The organism is Streptomyces flavochromogenes (assembly GCF_000717595.1).
In the GTDB taxonomy this organism is placed as follows: Bacteria; Actinomycetota; Actinomycetes; order Streptomycetales; family Streptomycetaceae; genus Streptomyces; species Streptomyces flavochromogenes.
The window spans coordinates 26116-42061 of the sequence record NZ_JNZO01000044.1; the positions used below are offsets into that span (position 1 = coordinate 26116).

The following is a 15946-nucleotide window of genomic DNA, read 5'->3' on the forward strand; positions in this document are numbered from 1 at the left end:
CGCCAGGCCGGCGTCGGCGTCTCGTCATGGCTGAGGCCCAGCGCGCGACCATGCTGAAGTTGGCGACACCTGGCGCGAGGCGTGGTGGCCTGCCAGGTGTCCGACGAGCACCTGGTGGACATGACCGTCAGCCAGTTCGCCGCGCCGTACCCTTACGTCGTCGCGTATGCCGCACGCCGGATGAGGTGGTGGTCGCGCGGCTGTGCCCAGCCCTGTCAGCCCTGGGGCCACGTCGCCGAGCGGGGATCGTGAGGCGTCCCCACCCGAACGCGGAGCGCGCTCGCCGGCAGGTCGACGGGTTGCGTACCGGTCAGGTTGCGGAGGTGGAGGGGCCGGCGGGATCCTTCGGATCGGCGTCGGTGGCGTCGGTGAGACGGCGGGCCAGGACGTGCTGGGTTGGAGTCTGGTGCCCGCCCGAGGCGAGGATGCGCAGTTCGTCCTGGTCGCTGATCTCCGCCCGGATGATGCCGGTGGGGTCGGCGTAGACCGGATGGCCGCCGGGCCCCTTGGCAGCGGTGCGCTCGACGATCACGACGTCCTCGGCCGAACCCGTGTCGTCGGAGAAGACCAGCTCGTATCGGAGTGGGCTCATTCCGCCCATTTTACGCCCAGGGCCGTGCCGGCCCCCGGCTGAGCGGCCGAGAACCCGCTGGTTAGAGTGGTGCGAGGCCGCGCCGCCGCACCAGGGTCGGGCGCGAGACCGGGGCGACTGTCGACCACAGGGTCCCCGTGCGACCGACCGCCCCCGCTCCGTCTCGTCCGGCCCACGGCCGCCTGCCCCGGAAACCCCGCATCACATGAGTACCGACATCGCTCCGCATCCCGACCCCACCCCGGCCGTGACCGGCTCCGCCGACGTTCCCCGCAGCCGGCGCCCGCGCCTGGCCCGGATGGCCGGCCGTGCTCCGGCTCGACCGACGCCCGCGGCCGCCGCCCACAACGTCAGCGCTGCCACAGCGGCCCTCCTCGCACTCGTCGCGATCGGCGCCGTCCTCCACGAGCCGGTGCTCATACCCCCGCTCGCCGCCAGCGCCGCACTGGTCCACTGCGCCCCCGCGCTGCCGCTGGCCCAGCCGCGCAGCGTGGTCGTCGGACACCTCCTCGGTGCCGCCGCCGGATATGTGGTTGCGATCGCAGCGCACGGCAGCGCATGGGCCGCCGCCCTCGCTGCCGGTGTCACCCTCGCCCTGACAACGCTGGCCCGGACCCCGCACTCGCCTGCCTGCGCCACCGCCGTCGTCATCGTCCTCCAGGAGCCCGCACCGGGCAGGTTCGTCCCCCTGCTGTTCGGGTCCACGGTCCTGCTCGTCCTGACCGCGTACGCCGCGTCCCGCGTCCGGCGCGCGGCACCGAGGTACCCCGCTTACTGGTGGTGAGCCGCTCCGGCCTGGCGCGCCGCTGGAGTGTGCCCCCGAGAGGACCTCGTACGTCCAGTCCTCTTTCCGCGGGCGTGGGGGGGCGCAAGCACCCGGAGCGGGACCACGCCGACGATGCGGCCGCACGGTGCCCCGTTGCTGAACTCACCGCCGAGCTGGGCGCCGCGCTTCAGCCTGCGGAACGAGCCGGACAACCTGTCGACATCCGCCGTCGTCCATCCTCGCTCCAGCCGGGCCGTCGCACGCCGCCGCCGGGGGTAGCCCCTGAGTCGGTGACAGGTAGGCGTGGGGGAGGGCGGGCGCGTGGCGTGCCGCGCGGCACGGTCGATCAGCCGAAGGCCTTGACCGCCTGGTAGTAGGTCCACGCCGTGCCGTTGCACGTTGTCTTCGTGGCGCCGCTGTAGTTGAGGCACACGCGCTTGAGGTCCTCGTACAGGGCGCTGTCCAGGCGGGACTTGTTGGCGCTGAAGGTGCCGGCGGCCTTGTAGTTGCGGTAGCCGAAGTCGTGTCGGGCGCAGGACTTCGAGAAGGGGAAGCCCAGGGGGTTGTCCGGGGAGGTGGAGCAGTAGTCGGTCGACCAGTCGAAGGCGTAGGCGGACCATGCACCCTGATTGGCTCGGGCCGCGGCCCAGAGGTTGTAGCTCGACGCGCTGGTCTGCGTCCAACTGGAGAGCACCTGGGGCTTGTCGGCGGGGGCAGCCGTGGCGACATTGGCGGTGGCGACGGTGGTGAGCAGGGCAAGGGCCGAGGCGGACAGGCCGACGGAAAGTCTTTGGTGCATCCCACACCTCCATGAGACTGCGGCGCGCCGTCGCGCTGCAGGTACATGACAAGATGATTGACGGGGCAACAGCGTTTGTACAGACCTTGACGTGTCGGCCTTCGTACGAAGTTATCGGCGGGTGCGGGTGCGGGTGCGGGGCACGCGGTCCTTCCGATGTCAGTAGCGGTCGATAGTGTCGGCCCATGACCAGTCCTGGAGACGTGCCGCCCGAGATCCTGAACAGGTTGCGGTCGATCTGCCGGCAGCTGCCCGAGTCGTACGAGGAACCGGCCTGGGTCGGGGTGCGCTGGCGGATCCGGAAACGGACGTTCGCCCACGTCTACACGGCGGACGTGGATCGCTCCCCGGTCTACGCCTCGTATGTGACCGCAGATCAGGAACCGGTCGTGATGACGTTTCGGGTACCCGCCGACGACCTGCTCGGTCTGACCGCCGCTGGGTTCCCGTTCCGCCGTGCCGACTGGGGCCGTAACGTCGTCGCCGCCATCCTCGGTGACCACACCGACTGGACCGAACTTGCCGAACTGATCACCGACAGCTACCGCGAGATGGCTCCGAAGTTCCTCGCCGCCCGGCTCCCCCTTCCGCCGCCGCTCAGCTGACCGGCGTTGGGCCTGGTCTCGCAGACGGGGAGGGAGACCCCCGAGCCGTTCCAGGGGGCTTCGGCGAGCTGGGCCACGGCGCGACACCGTCGCGTGAGCTGTTTCGGGCGGCCCGCTTGCGTGGAGTCACCTTTGTGGCCGGGGCTTCCGCGCCGTCGACTTCGTCCGGGTCCTCGCTGTCGTCGATGGCCGACGGGGGAGCGGCAGTGGATGAGTCTCTGGTCGGCATCGGAGCAGCCCGAGACCAGTCTGGCAGTCCTCCACACCGACCGGCCCCCCCCCCCCCCCGAGCCTCCGGAACCATCAGCGGGGAGCCGGGCCACTGTCCGCCCCGCCCCCGCCGCGACCCGACGGCCGACAGGCGGAGCAGCCCGTGGGACGCCGCCTCATCCGGCATCAGTAGAAGCCGGCCCTGGCCAAGCGCCACGACAAACGAGCCACCCGTTACCAGGCCATGGTCAGCGCGCCTGCCACTGCCGCTGCCCCCTGACTCTCCGGACGCGATCCGGGGAGCATGGCCACGGATCCGCGGGGCAGACGGGATGCATGCCTGTTCTCAAGACCAGCGTCCTCGTCCTCGACTCCACCGATCCCGAACCCCTCGCGCGCTTCTACGCGACCCTGCTCGATGCCACCGTGCAACCCGCGGGGGACGACCACGACCTGCTCCTCGTCTCCGGTCACGCCGGAGTGGTACTCGGGATCCGCCGTGACCTCGGGCAGGCGCCGCCGAGTTGGCCGCGCCCCGAGGACTCCCAGCAGGCTCATCTGCAGATCTTCGTGGCCCCTGACGCCCTCGACGAGGCGGAGCGCGAGGCGGTGTCTCTCGGGGCTCTGCCCATCGCCGCCGAGCGCGACGGAACGCGGACGGACCGGCGTACGGACCTGCGCCGCTACACCGACCCCGGCGGTCACGCCTTCGTCCTGGCCACGATGTCCCCCGTCGATTCCGGCCCGCCCCTGCAGCGCTCCTGACCTCCTGAGCGGCGCCTGGCGTTCAAGGCCGCTTCCCGGAGCGGGTCCGCGGACAACCCGCTCCGCCGACGAGGCGCACGGGTTCCGCGTGTACACGGGGAGAGCAGCGAGACCTGCCGCATTCACGCATGGCGCATGCTGACCGCCTGCTTCCGGGCTGCGGCTGAATGGATGCCCCCGTTCCGGTGGATTGGCCGAACTGTGCGTAGACCAGATAGGTGCCTGAGGCATGTAGTGGGAACGGCACCAATCTCGAAGCCGCCGATTCGCCCCTTTGCGAGGCCCTCATGACGGAAGCCGTGGCGTTCCCCCAGAACCGGACCTGCCCCTACCACCCGCCCACCGCCTACGAACCGTTGCGCGAGGACCGCCCGCTGTCGAGGGTGACCCTGTGGGACGGGCGCTCCGTGTGGCTCGTCAGCGGCCACTCAGCCGGCCGGACGCTGCTCTCTGACCCCCGTCTGTCCACCGACTCCACCCACCCCGACTTCCCGCTCACGACCCAGCGGGCCTCGGCCGTGCGCCGACGCCGACGCGCCGCGCTCCTCGGCTGGGACGACCCTGAACACAACGTCCAGCGCCGGATGCTGATCCCGAGTTTCACGCTCAAGCGTGCCGAGCTGCTGCGCCCGCGCATTCAGGAGACCGTGGACCGGCTCCTCGACGCGATGGAGGCTGCGGGCCCGCCGGCCGAGCTGGTGAGCGCGTTCGCACTGCCCGTGCCCTCGATCGTGATCTGCGACCTGCTCGGAGTCCCGTACGAGGACCACGACTTCTTCGAGGAGCAGTCTGCTCGGCTGCTCCGCGGACCGACGGGCGAGGACACCGAGGACGCGCTCGCCCAGCTCGAGGGCTATCTGGGCGACCTGATCGAACGCAAACGGCGCAAGCCCGGCGAGGGCGTGCTCGACGATCTGGTGGCGCGGCAGCTGAAGGATGGCGGGCCCGACCGCGAGGAGCTGGTACAGCTCGCCACGATCCTGCTGATCGCGGGGCACGAGACCACCGCGAACATGATTTCCCTCGGTACGTACACACTGCTGCGCCATCCCGAGCGACTGGCCGAACTCCAGGCCGACCCCGGTCTCGTACCGGCGGCCGTCGAGGAACTGCTGCGGTTCCTGTCGATCGCGGACGGGCTCCTGCGAGTGGCGCGCGAGGACGTGGAGATCGACGGCACGATCATCCGCGCGGGTGAGGGCGTGGTCTTCTCGACCTCCGTCATCAACCGGGACGCCGCCGCCTACGCCGACCCCGACACCCTTGACTGGTCGCGCTCGGCACGGCACCACCTGGCCTTCGGCTTTGGCATCCATCAGTGCCTGGGACAGAACCTGGCGCGCGCGGAGATGGAGATCGCGCTCGGGACGCTGCTCCGCCGGCTGCCGGGGCTGCGGCTGGCCGTCCCCACCGAAGAGATCTCGTTCAAGCCTGGCGACACGATCCAGGGGATGCTCGAGCTCCCCGTCACATGGTGAAAGGACCGCACGGATGCACCTCTCCATCGACGGGGAACTCTGTATCGGCGCCGGGCAGTGCGCCCTGACCTCCCCGGACGTCTTCACCCAGGACGACGACGGGTTCGGGAAGGTGGTTCCGGGCCAGGAAGGCGGCGGCGGAAGCCCGCTGGTTCGCGAGGCCGCCCGCGCCTGTCCGGTTCAGGCGATCAGCGTCGAGGGGTAGGCAGGGGAGAGAGGAGACAGGAGACAGATCGGACCTCGGCAGCCGTTCCATCAGGAGGGCCGCGTCACTCCGGGCCGCTCAGCGAGGCGACGGGACGGGCGCGGAACGCGAGCCGCCGGAGAGCCGCATCCGCTCACGGTCCGGCAGCACCTCTGAGCGTACTTACCCACTCGTCCTGGTCTCCAGGCTCGGGAGGACGACTCCACGGTCGCATGCCCGGCTGGGCTGCAGAACTGCAGCCTGCCGCGGCGCACCTGGCCATGGCGAGCAGGAGCACCCCTAAGCCGCGCCTCCCCGGGCGGACTCCTGGCTCCAGAGCAGCTCGTGCACCGCCTCCGCCGCCTCCCAGCGCACCTCGGCGTGGGGGTGGTGGAGAGATCGCTCGACCACAGGCAGGGCCGCCTGGTCGTGAGTGCAGCTGAGGACGCTGAGGACGTAGGCGAGGAGCAAGGGTTCAAACCCCTCCAGGCCGGCAACGAGCGGTTCCACCACCCGGTAGGGGAGTTCGTAGTGAGTGGAGGCCGTCGAGACCGCATGCAGCGCGGACTCCCGCACGGTGTAGCGCTGCTCGGAGAGCGCGACGGTGACGAGACGCTCGACGGCGCGCTCGACGTCGGCCTGTGCCAGACGGCCCGTCTCCAGGACGTCGCCGACGACATCGAGACAGTGGTCCCTGTGTACCGTATCGGAGCCGTTCAGCTCGTTCCAGGCCGATTCGATCAATGCCGTCAGGCCCCGGTATCCGTCCACGGCCAGAGCATAGGGGAGGGTCGCGGCCTGGTGTCAGGGAAAAGAGGAGCGGTCCGCGGATTGCGTGGTGGACCCGCGAGGTAGGCCCGCACAGGGAGCGTTTCCAACCTCAGGTCGAGGGTGGTGAAGAGCGGGATCGGTCTTCACCAAGCCCTTCCCGGCGGCACTCACCAGGGAGGGGTCCCCGTCCGTTCGTTCACGAAGCCCGGATCGCCCGATCGATCTCCGCGCCGGTACGGGCCACGACGACGAGCCCCTCGTCCCTGAGGGCGGCAGGCAGATGGCCGCGGTCCTCGTCCCGCTGAATCATGGTCGGTCCGCCCGGGACGACGAGTACGGCATCCAGCCGGCGCAAGGACAGCCAGGAGGTCCATGATTCCGCCACCTCCGAAGCGGTTGAAGGTGATGTTGTCCGGGCTGGAGACGAACACACCCGCCTCCTCGCTCTCCGCGGTGCGTACCTGCAGGAAGTTCGTCCGGGGGTCCCGTGCCACAGCAAAGGGGTCGAGGACCTCGTGCGCCGCACGCATGTCCAGCGGCGTCGTCTCACCGTTCTCGAACCGGCACACGAAGATGTCAGAACTCATGGAGCCATTTCTAGCCTCAGATCGACGCCTGGTGAAGGATGACGACGGCCTTGAGGAGATCAGGGATCCGGTTGGTGCTGCGGCGACGTCTCCGCAGAGGGCGCCAGCCCTTCAGGGGCCAAGTCCTGTTGGCCGAAGCAGCGGGCTTTGGCGTGGCTACCGATGTGTCTTCGCTTCCAGCGTTTGAGCCGGTCGATCGGCAGCAAGGTCCCGTGCAAGAACGCTGCTGATCGACGACCTCAATGACTCGGACACCATCCCACCGTCGTCCAGTCAGACGAGGACGACCCGGGCTGGTTCACCTCGGCCACGGTGCTGTACGGCGGTGGCTACGACGTCGTGTTCGCTGCGACACAACTCGCCGCGAACACGACGTCGCCACCGAGACGCACACCGCGCGGCCTCACCGTCTCTCCTCCTCGCCCCTGGCCTCCAGGATCAGCGGCGCGGCGGGCAAGAGGGGCGGTCCCTGCGCTGGGGCGTCGGGTGTCGTATCCGGCTGGAAGCCATGGCAGTGATGCCGCGGCTCTGCCGTGGCATCACTCTGCGGCGAGGGCCGGCTCACGGACCATCAGCCTGTCTCCGCGGTGTTCACCATGGCCATGCGCCGGTTGTACTGGATCACGTCGTACCTCTGGTCACCGGTGACCACGACTTCCGGGCGCGTGGGTGTGGCAGGGAAGAAGTCGTCGGCGCCCACAGATGTGCGAGCCGCCACGTACGCCTGCCCCTGAGCGAACGTATACATGTCGAACCGCGTCTGTTCCGATGCAGGCACTCCCCGGGGGTACTCGTCTGCTCGAGGGTAGGCCGTTGTGTAGATGGAGACCGACTTCGCCCCACTCGCGGGACGGACGATCCGCGAGTTCGGGGCGGGGCGAGTGTTCACACCCGCCGGGTTGTGGATCCATCCCTTCTGCCCACCGAACCAGATGGCCGTCCAGTCCCCTCGCATGTCGGCGATCACGAATTCCTGCCCCCACATCACCGTGGATCCCCAGTCGTCGATGCGGTCGCTTCCCGGCGACCCGTCCGGCCGAAGGGCGAGGTCGGAGACGAGCGGAGCGTCGGCGCGGGGCTCCGTGCGCACGTAGAGGAAGTTCGAAGGCTGTGTCTGGGACCGGCACGTCGGAGCGCACACTGTCACCGTCTGGGCGTTCTTGCCGTACGCCGGGGCGATCGTGACCGCCTGTCCGGTGCCGATGTCCGCGCCCCTCTCCTCTCGCTCGGCCTCGCGCTTCCGGCGGTGTTCGGCGTCGAGGAGGGCCATGAACTTCTCCCAGTCCCAGTAGGGGCCGGGATCCCAGTGTGCGTCCGGCGCGCGGGCCGGCCTGGGCGGAAGGACGTTGTCGTGCCCGATGATGTGCTTGCGGTCCAACGGGACATCGAAGCGCCGTGCCAGGTAGAGCACCAGCGCGGCAGTCGCCTTGTACTGGGCCGGAGTGAACCAGGTGGGCCCCTGGGCGGCGTATCCCTCCAGTTCGATACCGAGGCCGTGCAGGTTGGTCCAGTAGTTTCCGGCGTGGAAAGCGATGTCCTTGGTGGCCACCATCTGCGTTGCCGCACTGCCGTCGGCCTTCATCACGTAGTGCGCGGAAACCCCACTGGCGGGATCCTGGAACCAGCTGATTCCCCCGTCGTAGGACCCTTCGAGGTCATGGATGACGATGAAGTCGACGTCCATTCCGTTCGAGTTCCGCGTGGACACCTGGTAGTTCGAGGCAGCAGCGGGAACGAACCGGCAGTTCAGCTCGCTGGGGCACTCCGGCACTGCCGCCGCGGTCGACGTCCGCAGCCCCAGTGACGCGAGCTGTGACCTGGTCGGTCGGACGGACGGCGTCTTCGCCAAAGAGACCCTCTGGCCGTCCGTACGTACCCGCTGCTTGCCGGTACGGATCACTGCGAACACGCCATCGGCGAACCGTCCCGCCGCGGCGGTGTCGGCGGCCTGGCTATAGTGCGCCACCGCCCCGTACCAGCCACCCGGGTCCGACGGCAGCCCACGGGTGATCTGCCGTTGGTACGAGGCGAGCAGTGCGGCGCCGCCTCGAAGGTTCTGCAGTTCGTCCCGCTTGAGAGTCGAGGGCGCGACGCCGATCATCGCGGCGGCAGCCTGCAACGTGTGCTCGGACGGGTCGTCGGTGCCCGTCGCGTCCACCGGCCCTTCGCCTGGGCGATGGTCGTATGTTCTTCCGGACGTCGTATCCGTCAGGTGCATCGGGCCGTAGCCGCCCTTGGTGCTCGGGCGGCCGTCATGGGCCTCCCACCACGAGGACTCGTGGCTGACGCCGAGAAGTACTTCCTTCGGCACACCGAATTCCGCTGCCGCTTGCGCGGCCGCCTGCTCGAAGCCGCCTGGTGCGGCGTCGGAGGGCTGGGCATTCCCAGCAGTGGCACATCCCCAGATGAGGGCCACCGCCACTCCCGCAGCGCCGAAACCCCGGTGCCGCCCGTGTCTTCTGGTCACACCATGTCCCATTCGCTGTGGCGGTCGTGATTTGCTCCAGGGCCGATCCTGAGGCCGTCACAATCCTTTGGACGGTGGCCTCCCGGTCCCCCCGACACGCCCAACACACACAGCCGTGTCACCGCACCGGAGCAGCGGTCCCATACGTGGACCCGGGTGCGGGCTGCGAGCAAGACGGTGTCCTTCGCGAACCGCTTGCGGGGACGTCCCGGTCCTTCCGGTCCTCGGCGGAACTGCCGTGGCCGGAGCGCGCACATCGGCCCGAGACGGTGAGTGTTCAGGCCGCCGCAGGCGTGGAAAATCCCAAGCAAGGAATCCAGTCGTTGGTCGGGCGCCGGCTGCTGCGGTCTCTGCCGACCGGAGGAGTGGTCGCATCCGTTCCTGCTGAGTGCCCGTGAGATTAGCTCGAGCAATGCTCAAGACCTGTGGGTCAGTCTCGGGGGAATGCGCGGAGGACCTCCCGGCTGAACCTGTGACGGTGACCGAGTAGACCGCCCACGTTCGCAGCGTGGGTCGGGAAGGCAGGTGCGTGCTCAGCGGTGGTCACTGCCGACGGTTCCACCGAGTCCGACTCCCTGTTCGAAGAGATCGTCCGCGAGGGCGCCTATTGATCGATGGCCCCGCCCATGAAGGAATCCCGATCCGGTCATGGTGGAGTCACATGATCGGCTTGCCAGGTCCTATCCACCTTCAACAGTCGCACGCATACTTGGATCACGTCGACAGGGGGAGGAAATAGTGGCTTTCATCGTGCTGTTCGGGGTCTTGGGTGGGCTGGCTCTCTTGTTGATTGTCACGCTCGTGCGCCGCAGCCGGAATCAGACGGAGTCTGCTGAGGGGCTTCGCATCGAGGAGCAGGCCCGCATGCAGGCGGGACGTGACCGTGTCTCCTTCAGTACGGTGGCCATGCACAACGCGGCGCCCACGGCCAGCGACGTTCACCACCGCCGTCGCTAAGAGGCCCATGAGCCATGGTTGGTGTGTCCGTCGGCCCTGGGCTTCGGGGGTCTGCCGCGGTCGGTGAGGCGAGGAGCCCGTTCCTGACTGTGGTGCTTCCATCTGATGCCGGTAGAAGGTTCCCGGTCAGCGTGGGTGCCGCGCGCGGGGCGCCGGTGTGGCCTGGCAGGTTGCCGGGTGGGTGCTCACCTCTTGGCGGTGCGATCGGAGACCAGGCCGGCCACCGCCGAGTAGCTTTCGTCGAAGTACTCGCGGTGTCCGAGGTACCGCTGGAGTGTCCGCCACTGCTGGTGCTCGGGCGTTGGCGTGCTCGACGCAGACGCGTTCTGATGACTGCCGGCGGCGGGCGGCATCCCACGCCGCGAGGGCCCCCGGCGGGGCGTGCTTCTTCGGCTTCAGGGGCGGGGCCTGGACCTGGTCGGGAAACTGCTTGGCCGGTCCCTGTAGCCGGCATCGACTTTAGCCATGACCACCGGGTATCGCTTGAACAGGTCGCAGATGCCCACGCTCTTCACCGCCGTCTGGTCGTGCACGCGGCGGGGCCGGAACACGCCAGCCCAGAGAGTGCGGCCCTGCCATCGGGGACGACGGTGGCCTTCTTGGTGTTCTGCCGCATCTTCCCCGAGACGAATGCGCGCCGTCCTGGCACAGCGAAGCCCCGGGCAGCCGAAAGCGGACGGATCTCATGGACGGCGCGGGTGATCGTGGAGCGGTCCACGCCGTAGAGCACAGCCGGAGCTGAATGCGGAAGCTGTGACCGCAGGACGACCGGGGTGATGATGATCCGGTCGGTGAACACCAACTGATGGTTCGGGCCGGCCCCGGCTGCACGCAGACGGCCGCGACCCCTGCGGTTGTGTGGTCGGCCCTCCTCAGAGGCCGTCCACGCATGAGCCAACTCGCGTACCAGCGTACCGAGTCGACGGTGCTGTAGGCCGGTGAAGACGGGAGGGGCCATGGCCGTGCGACCGAGGCATTGCGTCACATCAAAATCCAACCCGCACAGCCCCCTCACGTCAGGGCCCTCAGAAACTGTCGAGCGCGCCCACGGCCGCACAGATGTGGCCCAAGTCCTGGTTGGGAACCGCGAGAGCCTCGTCCCACAAGGGGTGCTCGCCTCGCGAGACCCGACGGACTTCGGGTTGATCGATATGAGCGTGCATGGGGCCATCCTCGGCTACGGACCCCCGGACCTCAATCGCGCACAACCTCGTAAGAAGCGACTGCTAAAGGGAACGTTCCTGAACCGGGTGGCTGGATTCGGGGTGGTGTGGTTCATCGGCCGGGGCGGCGGCCGCACGGAGTGCTGCTTCGACCCGGCGGTTGCTGGTCATGGTCGCGGTGAGGGTGGTCATGGCCAGGAGAAGGCCGGCGGCGGTGTAGAGCGGGGTGCGTACGTCGTAGGTGGTCGCCAGCCAGCCGCCGAGGAAGGCGCCGAGGGGCGCCGCGCACATGGCGAGCATGCGGGAGGTGGAGGCGACCCGGCCCATCAGGTGGGCGGGGACGATCGACTGTCGGAGGGAGGGGGCGAGCACCATCGTGGCACCCATGCCCGCGCCGCAGACGGCGAGTGCGAGGCCGGCGACGTACGGGTTCGGGGCGGCGGCAAGGCCCAGAATGGCGAGTCCTTCGACTGCTGCCGTGCAGGTCAGTGCGGTGCCGGTGCCGAGTCGTCGGCCGAGGAAGGAGGCGATGCCCGCGCCGAGCAGACCGCCGGTGGCCTCTGCGGTGAGGAGCAGGCCGAAGCCGAAGGTGTCGATGCCGAGACGATCGTGCGCGAAGAGGGCGAGGACGGTCTCCACGGCGAGGAAGGCGATGTTGCCGACCGCCGGGCGCAGCGCGAGCCCGAGAAGCAGCCGGTCCCGGAAAACGTAGGAGGCTCCGGCTCGCGCCTGGCGAAGCAGCGACTCGCGGGCCTGCGGTACGGGTCTGGGTGTGGTGGGCAGCGATCGTACGAGCAGTGCGGAGAGCGCGAACGAGACCGCGTCGGCGAGCAGCGGAACCGCACGTCCGAGCGCGAGCAGCGCACTGCCCGCGGGCGGCCCTGCGAAGCCCGACATCGCGGTCTGGGCGCCGCGCAGGCGCGAGTTGGCGCGCTCCAGGAGTTGGGGGTCGCGACCGAGGAGGTCCGGCAGGTAGGCCGTGGCCGCGGTGTCGAAGAAGAGTCCGCCGAGGCCGAGGAGGAAGGCTACGGCCGCGAGCAGCGAAATGCTCAGTGTGTCGAGCGCCGCGGCCGCCGCCGGTATCGCGAGCAGCACCGCACGCGCCGCGTCCGCGACCCACATGGTGCGCCGGCGGTCCCAACGGTCCACCAGGGCGCCGCCGAGCACCCCGAAGAGCAGCCACGGCAGCGTCCCGGCGGCCGTGACGACGGCGAGCGCCATCGGGTCCCGCGTCAACGTCAACGCGAGCAGCGGCATCGCGGCGTGCGACACCCCGTCACCGAGCGAGGACACCGTCTGCGCGGTCCACAGCCGTCCGAACCCCGTCGGCGGCTTCGCTGTCTCTGCAGTCACTTGGCGTCCCCTTCTGCCTGCTCGCGCGATGCCGGGTGGAACAGTGCGAAGACGAGTGACGCGTCCGGCAGCGACGGATCGGACAGCTTCCGGTATTCGTCTGCCAGTGCCTGCAGCCGTGCCCCCAGCTGCGCGAACTGCTCCTCGGTGAGCCGCAGATGCGCCATCCCCACGTGCCGTTCGCTGTCCGCCGGTGCAGCTTCCAGGTCGGCCACCGCATGCCGCATGAGCACATCCGGTCCTCCCTCGCCCGGGTCCGGCAGCACGATCGCCCTTGCGGCCATGGCGTAGTACCGCTCGGTGACTCCCCGGACCTTCCGCGTCCGCACCACCTTCACCAGGCCGGCCCGCTCCAGCAGCCGTACGTGGTAGCTGGAGCTGCCCTTCGCGAGGCCCACTCGCTCGGCGATCTGCGTGATCGTCGCAGGTTCGAAGCGGAGCACGGCCATGATCCGGTGGCGCGTGAGATTGGAGACGGCGCGTAGCTGCTCGTCCGTGGTGACGTGGAACGTGTCGGGAAGATCATCTGTAGGCATGCTCCAATGGTCAACACTTCTTGACCATTGGTCAAGGGGGTTTTGCTTCTGACTTTCGAAGTCGGCCGTCCAGCATGCGAGACCTCCGCTCCTCAAAGGGGCGGACGTTCTTGGTGACTTGAGCCGCGTCTGCCGGCGTCCCATCGAGGGGCCGTGCCGGTGATCAGCTCCCGATCGGGCCGGCTGCCGTTTCCCCTGCGGTCGTCCATGTCTCAACCGAGGTGACCGCGCGCGGGGGGTGTTCGCCGTCGGGTTTCACCGGGCTGGTCGGTGCGCCGCCGGGTGACGCTCGGGATGTTCCGGTGCCGGGTGGTGGATGCGGCGGGCTGCCATGTCGCTGATGCGGGGACGGCGCCCCGGGTTGCCGGTGTGGGGGAGCGTGTCATCGAGAGTGGTCAGGATTCGAGAAGCTCTGGCTGCTGCGTCGCCTCTAGCGTGATGGTCATGGCAACCACCGCTTCCCCCGCAGCCCACATGTCGGTCGTGTCCGTCACGCTTGAGGTGGCCGATCTGCCGGCCGCTCGTCGTTTCTACAGCGCCTTCGGTGTGGACACGTACGTACGCCTGCGGGCATCCGAGGCGCACTCCACCGGATTCCGTGGCTTCACCCTGGCGCTGACGGTGTCCGGGCCGGCGACCGTCGACAGTTTCGTCGGCGCCGCCGTCGAGGCCGGCGCCACGGTGCTGAAGCCCGCCACGAAGTCGCTGTGGGGCTACGGCGGCGTGGTCCAGGCCCCGGACGGGACGATCTGGAAGATCGCGACCTCGGCGAAGAGGGACACCGGCCCCGCCACCCGTGAGATCGACGAGGTCGTCCTGCTGATCGGCGTCGAGGACGTGAAGGCCACCAGAGAGTTCTACGTCGGCCGGGGCCTGACCGTCGCGAAGAGCTTCGGTGGCAAGTACGCGGAGTTCGCCCCGGGGCAGCACAGCCCGGTCAAGCTGGCGCTGTACAAGCGCCGTGCCCTGGCCAAGGACCTCGGCGTTCCCGTCGAGGGTACGGGCTCGCACCGCATCGTCCTGGGGGGCACCGCCGACGGCTTCACCGACCTGGACGGGTTCGCCTGGGAGGCTACCGAGTCCCTCGCCCCCACGCCGTCGTGACTCCCTGGCCCTGTGAGCCGGCAGAACAATTGGAGGAAGATCATGAAGTTTCGCACCTTCGTTGAGCCCCCGGAGCCCATGCGGGGTCTGGAGGTTCCGCCCGAGGTGGTGGCAGCGCTCGGCGGGGGCGCGCGACCGCCCGTGACGATCACGGTCAACGGGCATTCCTGGAAGAGCCGGGTCGCCCTCATGCGAGGCCGCCATCTGCTGGGCCTCAGCAACGCCAACCGGCAGTCCGCGGGGGTCGGCATCGGCGAGGAGGTCGAGGTCGTGCTGGAGCTCGACACCGAGCCGCGCGTCGTGGTCGAGCCCCCGGATCTCGCGCGAGCTCTGGACAGCGACCCCGACGCCCGCGCCGCATACGACAGCCTTCCCCATGGCCGTAAGCGCGAGCATGTGCGGGCCGTCGAGAGCGCGAAGAGGCCCGAGACGCGCCGCCGGCGCATCGAGAAGGCCATCGACAGCCTGCGGGGCTGACCCGAAAGCAAGGACTCCCGCGGCACCGCAGATCGCCGCGCACAGGCCCGACCCTGCTCCCGTTTCCCCCGTGAAAGGACACGCATGTCCAAGCGACTGATGACCGGTCTGTACTGGTTCCTGGCCTTCGAGTTCATCCTGGGTGCCATCACCAAATACTGGCCCGGCGACACGATTCTCAGCCCGGCATACTCCATGAAGTTCGCCGACTGGGGCTACCCGCCCTGGATGCGCTTCGTGGTCGGCGCCCTGGAAGGCATCGCCGCCGTCCTGCTCGTGATCCCCGACCGGCGAGCGCGTTTCCTGGGTGCCACGACGCTGATGTTCGTGCTTACCGGCGCGGCCACCACCCACATCGTCAACCACGATCCGGCGGTGGAGAGCTGGGCCGCGCCGGCCCACCTTGTGATCATGGGCGTTCTTGCGCTGGTCAACTGGCCTGCCGACTGGCGAGACCTCCTGCGGACTCCTGCCACGCCGGCAGCCCGGACACCACGTCCGTCCCATGGCACGGCAAAGGTGCGGCACATCGGAGGAGAATCCTGACCCGCACCGACCCGCACCGACCCGCGGGGGCCTGGAGGCCCTGCCGCCGGACCCGGCGTCGCAAGCTGTGTGGGGGAGGAGCCCTGCGAGGGGTGCCCAGGGGCACGACAGGCTGCCGATCTCCGGCGAATGGGCGCATGGCATGGCCATGTGGCCGCTGGGCATACGGATGGTCGCGCTCGGTGCGGCCCCGGTGATCCTCGCCGGATGCGGCTCCGACCGTCGGGACGGCGGCGGAGGAGACGACAGGTACGAGCACAGCCCGGACGCTCGCCGCTCCGATCCGCATCGACGGTGTCCGTCCATCCGAAGGCGGCCGGTCTCTGGTCGTCGAGGCCGAAGTACCTGAAGGCGCACGCGACCTCGTGCGTAACCTGCGCGGTGAACTCGATACCGTCGAGCACGGCACGGTGTACGTGTGGGTTCCGCCACGAGACCCGTTCCCTGGACCGGCCCCCGGCCGCACCGGGACGCAGCGGGGGTCGAAGCGACGGTGAAGCCCGGGCGGGGCGCCGGCGACGACTGCTCTCCCTCGGGTGTCTCCCAGCGCTGGTGCTACCAGGCTGAGACCTCGGGCTGAGACCTT

16 protein-coding genes are annotated in these 15946 nt (G+C 69.3%); 9 read left to right on the forward strand and 7 right to left on the reverse strand.

The window, feature by feature from the left end:
* Nucleotides 1–310 precede the first annotated feature (310 nt).
* Nucleotides 311–592 carry a DUF6296 family protein gene (locus tag IF00_RS0137050; RefSeq protein ID WP_051820811.1) on the reverse strand — a complete coding sequence of 94 codons (282 nt, stop codon included), beginning with the start codon at nt 590–592 and terminating at the stop codon, nt 311–313.
* Between the two features lie 205 nt (nt 593–797).
* Between IF00_RS0137050 and IF00_RS0137055 the strand changes: the two genes are divergently transcribed.
* Entirely contained in the window at nt 798–1376 is a 579-nt protein-coding gene (locus IF00_RS0137055; RefSeq protein ID WP_030325927.1) for an HPP family protein, read from the forward strand.
* A gap of 328 nt (nt 1377–1704) precedes the next feature.
* Here the strand turns inward: IF00_RS0137055 and IF00_RS0137060 are convergent, their stop codons facing one another.
* On the reverse strand, nt 1705–2157 hold the full coding sequence (locus tag IF00_RS0137060; protein ID WP_030325928.1) for a phospholipase: 453 nt from the start codon (nt 2155–2157) through the stop codon (nt 1705–1707).
* Nucleotides 2158–2342: 185 nt separating this feature from the next.
* Here IF00_RS0137060 and IF00_RS0137065 point away from each other — a divergent pair, with 185 nt between their 5' ends.
* The 4 genes from IF00_RS0137065 (at nt 2343) to IF00_RS0137080 (ending at nt 5420) form a co-directional block, all read left to right on the forward strand.
* Nucleotides 2343–2762 carry an MmcQ/YjbR family DNA-binding protein gene (locus IF00_RS0137065; RefSeq protein ID WP_030325929.1) on the forward strand — a complete coding sequence of 140 codons (420 nt, stop codon included), beginning with the start codon at nt 2343–2345 and terminating at the stop codon, nt 2760–2762.
* A 546-nt stretch (nt 2763–3308) separates the two neighbouring features.
* Nucleotides 3309–3737: a VOC family protein gene (locus IF00_RS0137070; protein ID WP_030325934.1), complete on the forward strand. Its 429-nt coding sequence runs from the start codon at nt 3309–3311 to the stop codon at nt 3735–3737.
* 287 nt (nt 3738–4024) lie between these two features.
* Nucleotides 4025–5215: a cytochrome P450 gene (locus IF00_RS0137075; RefSeq protein WP_030325936.1), complete on the forward strand. Its 1191-nt coding sequence runs from the start codon at nt 4025–4027 to the stop codon at nt 5213–5215.
* A 13-nt stretch (nt 5216–5228) separates the two neighbouring features.
* Nucleotides 5229–5420, forward strand: coding sequence for a ferredoxin (locus tag IF00_RS0137080; RefSeq protein WP_030325938.1), 192 nt, complete (start codon nt 5229–5231; stop codon nt 5418–5420).
* A gap of 279 nt (nt 5421–5699) precedes the next feature.
* On the opposite strand, the gene IF00_RS41840 is transcribed toward IF00_RS0137080, so the two are convergent.
* The gene (locus IF00_RS41840; RefSeq protein ID WP_158710562.1) at nt 5700–6170 is read right to left on the reverse strand and encodes a HEAT repeat domain-containing protein; all 471 of its coding nucleotides are present in this window, start codon (nt 6168–6170) and stop codon (nt 5700–5702) included.
* 1158 nt (nt 6171–7328) lie between these two features.
* Entirely contained in the window at nt 7329–9173 is a 1845-nt protein-coding gene (locus tag IF00_RS0137095) for an N-acetylmuramoyl-L-alanine amidase (protein ID WP_245234733.1), read from the reverse strand.
* A gap of 789 nt (nt 9174–9962) precedes the next feature.
* Between IF00_RS0137095 and IF00_RS0137100 the strand changes: the two genes are divergently transcribed.
* Nucleotides 9963–10181 carry a hypothetical protein gene (locus IF00_RS0137100; RefSeq protein WP_245234734.1) on the forward strand — a complete coding sequence of 73 codons (219 nt, stop codon included), beginning with the start codon at nt 9963–9965 and terminating at the stop codon, nt 10179–10181.
* 511 nt (nt 10182–10692) lie between these two features.
* On the opposite strand, the gene IF00_RS47895 is transcribed toward IF00_RS0137100, so the two are convergent.
* The 3 genes from IF00_RS47895 to IF00_RS0137115 all read right to left on the reverse strand — a co-directional run bounded on the left by IF00_RS47895 (nt 10693) and on the right by IF00_RS0137115 (nt 13233).
* Entirely contained in the window at nt 10693–10980 is a 288-nt protein-coding gene (locus IF00_RS47895; RefSeq protein WP_342451066.1) for a hypothetical protein, read from the reverse strand.
* Between the two features lie 427 nt (nt 10981–11407).
* On the reverse strand, nt 11408–12697 hold the full coding sequence (locus tag IF00_RS0137110; protein ID WP_030325948.1) for an MFS transporter: 1290 nt from the start codon (nt 12695–12697) through the stop codon (nt 11408–11410).
* Nucleotides 12694–13233 carry an ArsR/SmtB family transcription factor gene (locus IF00_RS0137115; protein ID WP_030325950.1) on the reverse strand — a complete coding sequence of 180 codons (540 nt, stop codon included), beginning with the start codon at nt 13231–13233 and terminating at the stop codon, nt 12694–12696. Before IF00_RS0137115 ends, IF00_RS0137110 begins: the two co-directional genes overlap by 4 nt.
* Nucleotides 13234–13671: 438 nt before the next feature.
* Between IF00_RS0137115 and IF00_RS0137120 the strand changes: the two genes are divergently transcribed.
* The 3 genes from IF00_RS0137120 (at nt 13672) to IF00_RS0137130 (ending at nt 15360) form a co-directional block, all read left to right on the forward strand.
* Nucleotides 13672–14337 (forward strand): VOC family protein, encoded by a 666-nt coding sequence (locus IF00_RS0137120; protein ID WP_078945008.1) that lies wholly within the window; start codon nt 13672–13674, stop codon nt 14335–14337.
* 42 nt (nt 14338–14379) lie between these two features.
* Nucleotides 14380–14814: a YdeI/OmpD-associated family protein gene (locus tag IF00_RS0137125; RefSeq protein ID WP_030325958.1), complete on the forward strand. Its 435-nt coding sequence runs from the start codon at nt 14380–14382 to the stop codon at nt 14812–14814.
* A gap of 84 nt (nt 14815–14898) precedes the next feature.
* Nucleotides 14899–15360 (forward strand): DoxX family protein, encoded by a 462-nt coding sequence (locus tag IF00_RS0137130; RefSeq protein ID WP_209439838.1) that lies wholly within the window; start codon nt 14899–14901, stop codon nt 15358–15360.
* Nucleotides 15361–15946: the final 586 nt, after the last annotated feature.

What these genes read in the sequence shown, in the direction of transcription:
- IF00_RS0137080 (WP_030325938.1), top strand. Translation starts at nt 5,229, where the DNA reads ATGCACCTCTCCATCGACGGGGAACTCTGTATCGGCGCCGGGCAGTGC.
- IF00_RS0137065 (WP_030325929.1), top strand. Translation starts at nt 2,343, where the DNA reads ATGACCAGTCCTGGAGACGTGCCGCCCGAGATCCTGAACAGGTTGCGG.
- IF00_RS0137120 (WP_078945008.1), top strand. Translation starts at nt 13,672, where the DNA reads ATGGTCATGGCAACCACCGCTTCCCCCGCAGCCCACATGTCGGTCGTG.
- IF00_RS0137125 (WP_030325958.1), top strand. Translation starts at nt 14,380, where the DNA reads ATGAAGTTTCGCACCTTCGTTGAGCCCCCGGAGCCCATGCGGGGTCTG.
- IF00_RS0137050 (WP_051820811.1), bottom strand. Translation starts at nt 592, where the DNA reads ATGAGCCCACTCCGATACGAGCTGGTCTTCTCCGACGACACGGGTTCG.
- IF00_RS0137115 (WP_030325950.1), bottom strand. Translation starts at nt 13,233, where the DNA reads ATGCCTACAGATGATCTTCCCGACACGTTCCACGTCACCACGGACGAG.
- IF00_RS0137055 (WP_030325927.1), top strand. Translation starts at nt 798, where the DNA reads ATGAGTACCGACATCGCTCCGCATCCCGACCCCACCCCGGCCGTGACC.
- IF00_RS0137060 (WP_030325928.1), bottom strand. Translation starts at nt 2,157, where the DNA reads ATGCACCAAAGACTTTCCGTCGGCCTGTCCGCCTCGGCCCTTGCCCTG.
- IF00_RS0137130 (WP_209439838.1), top strand. Translation starts at nt 14,899, where the DNA reads ATGTCCAAGCGACTGATGACCGGTCTGTACTGGTTCCTGGCCTTCGAG.
- IF00_RS0137070 (WP_030325934.1), top strand. Translation starts at nt 3,309, where the DNA reads ATGCCTGTTCTCAAGACCAGCGTCCTCGTCCTCGACTCCACCGATCCC.
- IF00_RS0137075 (WP_030325936.1), top strand. Translation starts at nt 4,025, where the DNA reads ATGACGGAAGCCGTGGCGTTCCCCCAGAACCGGACCTGCCCCTACCAC.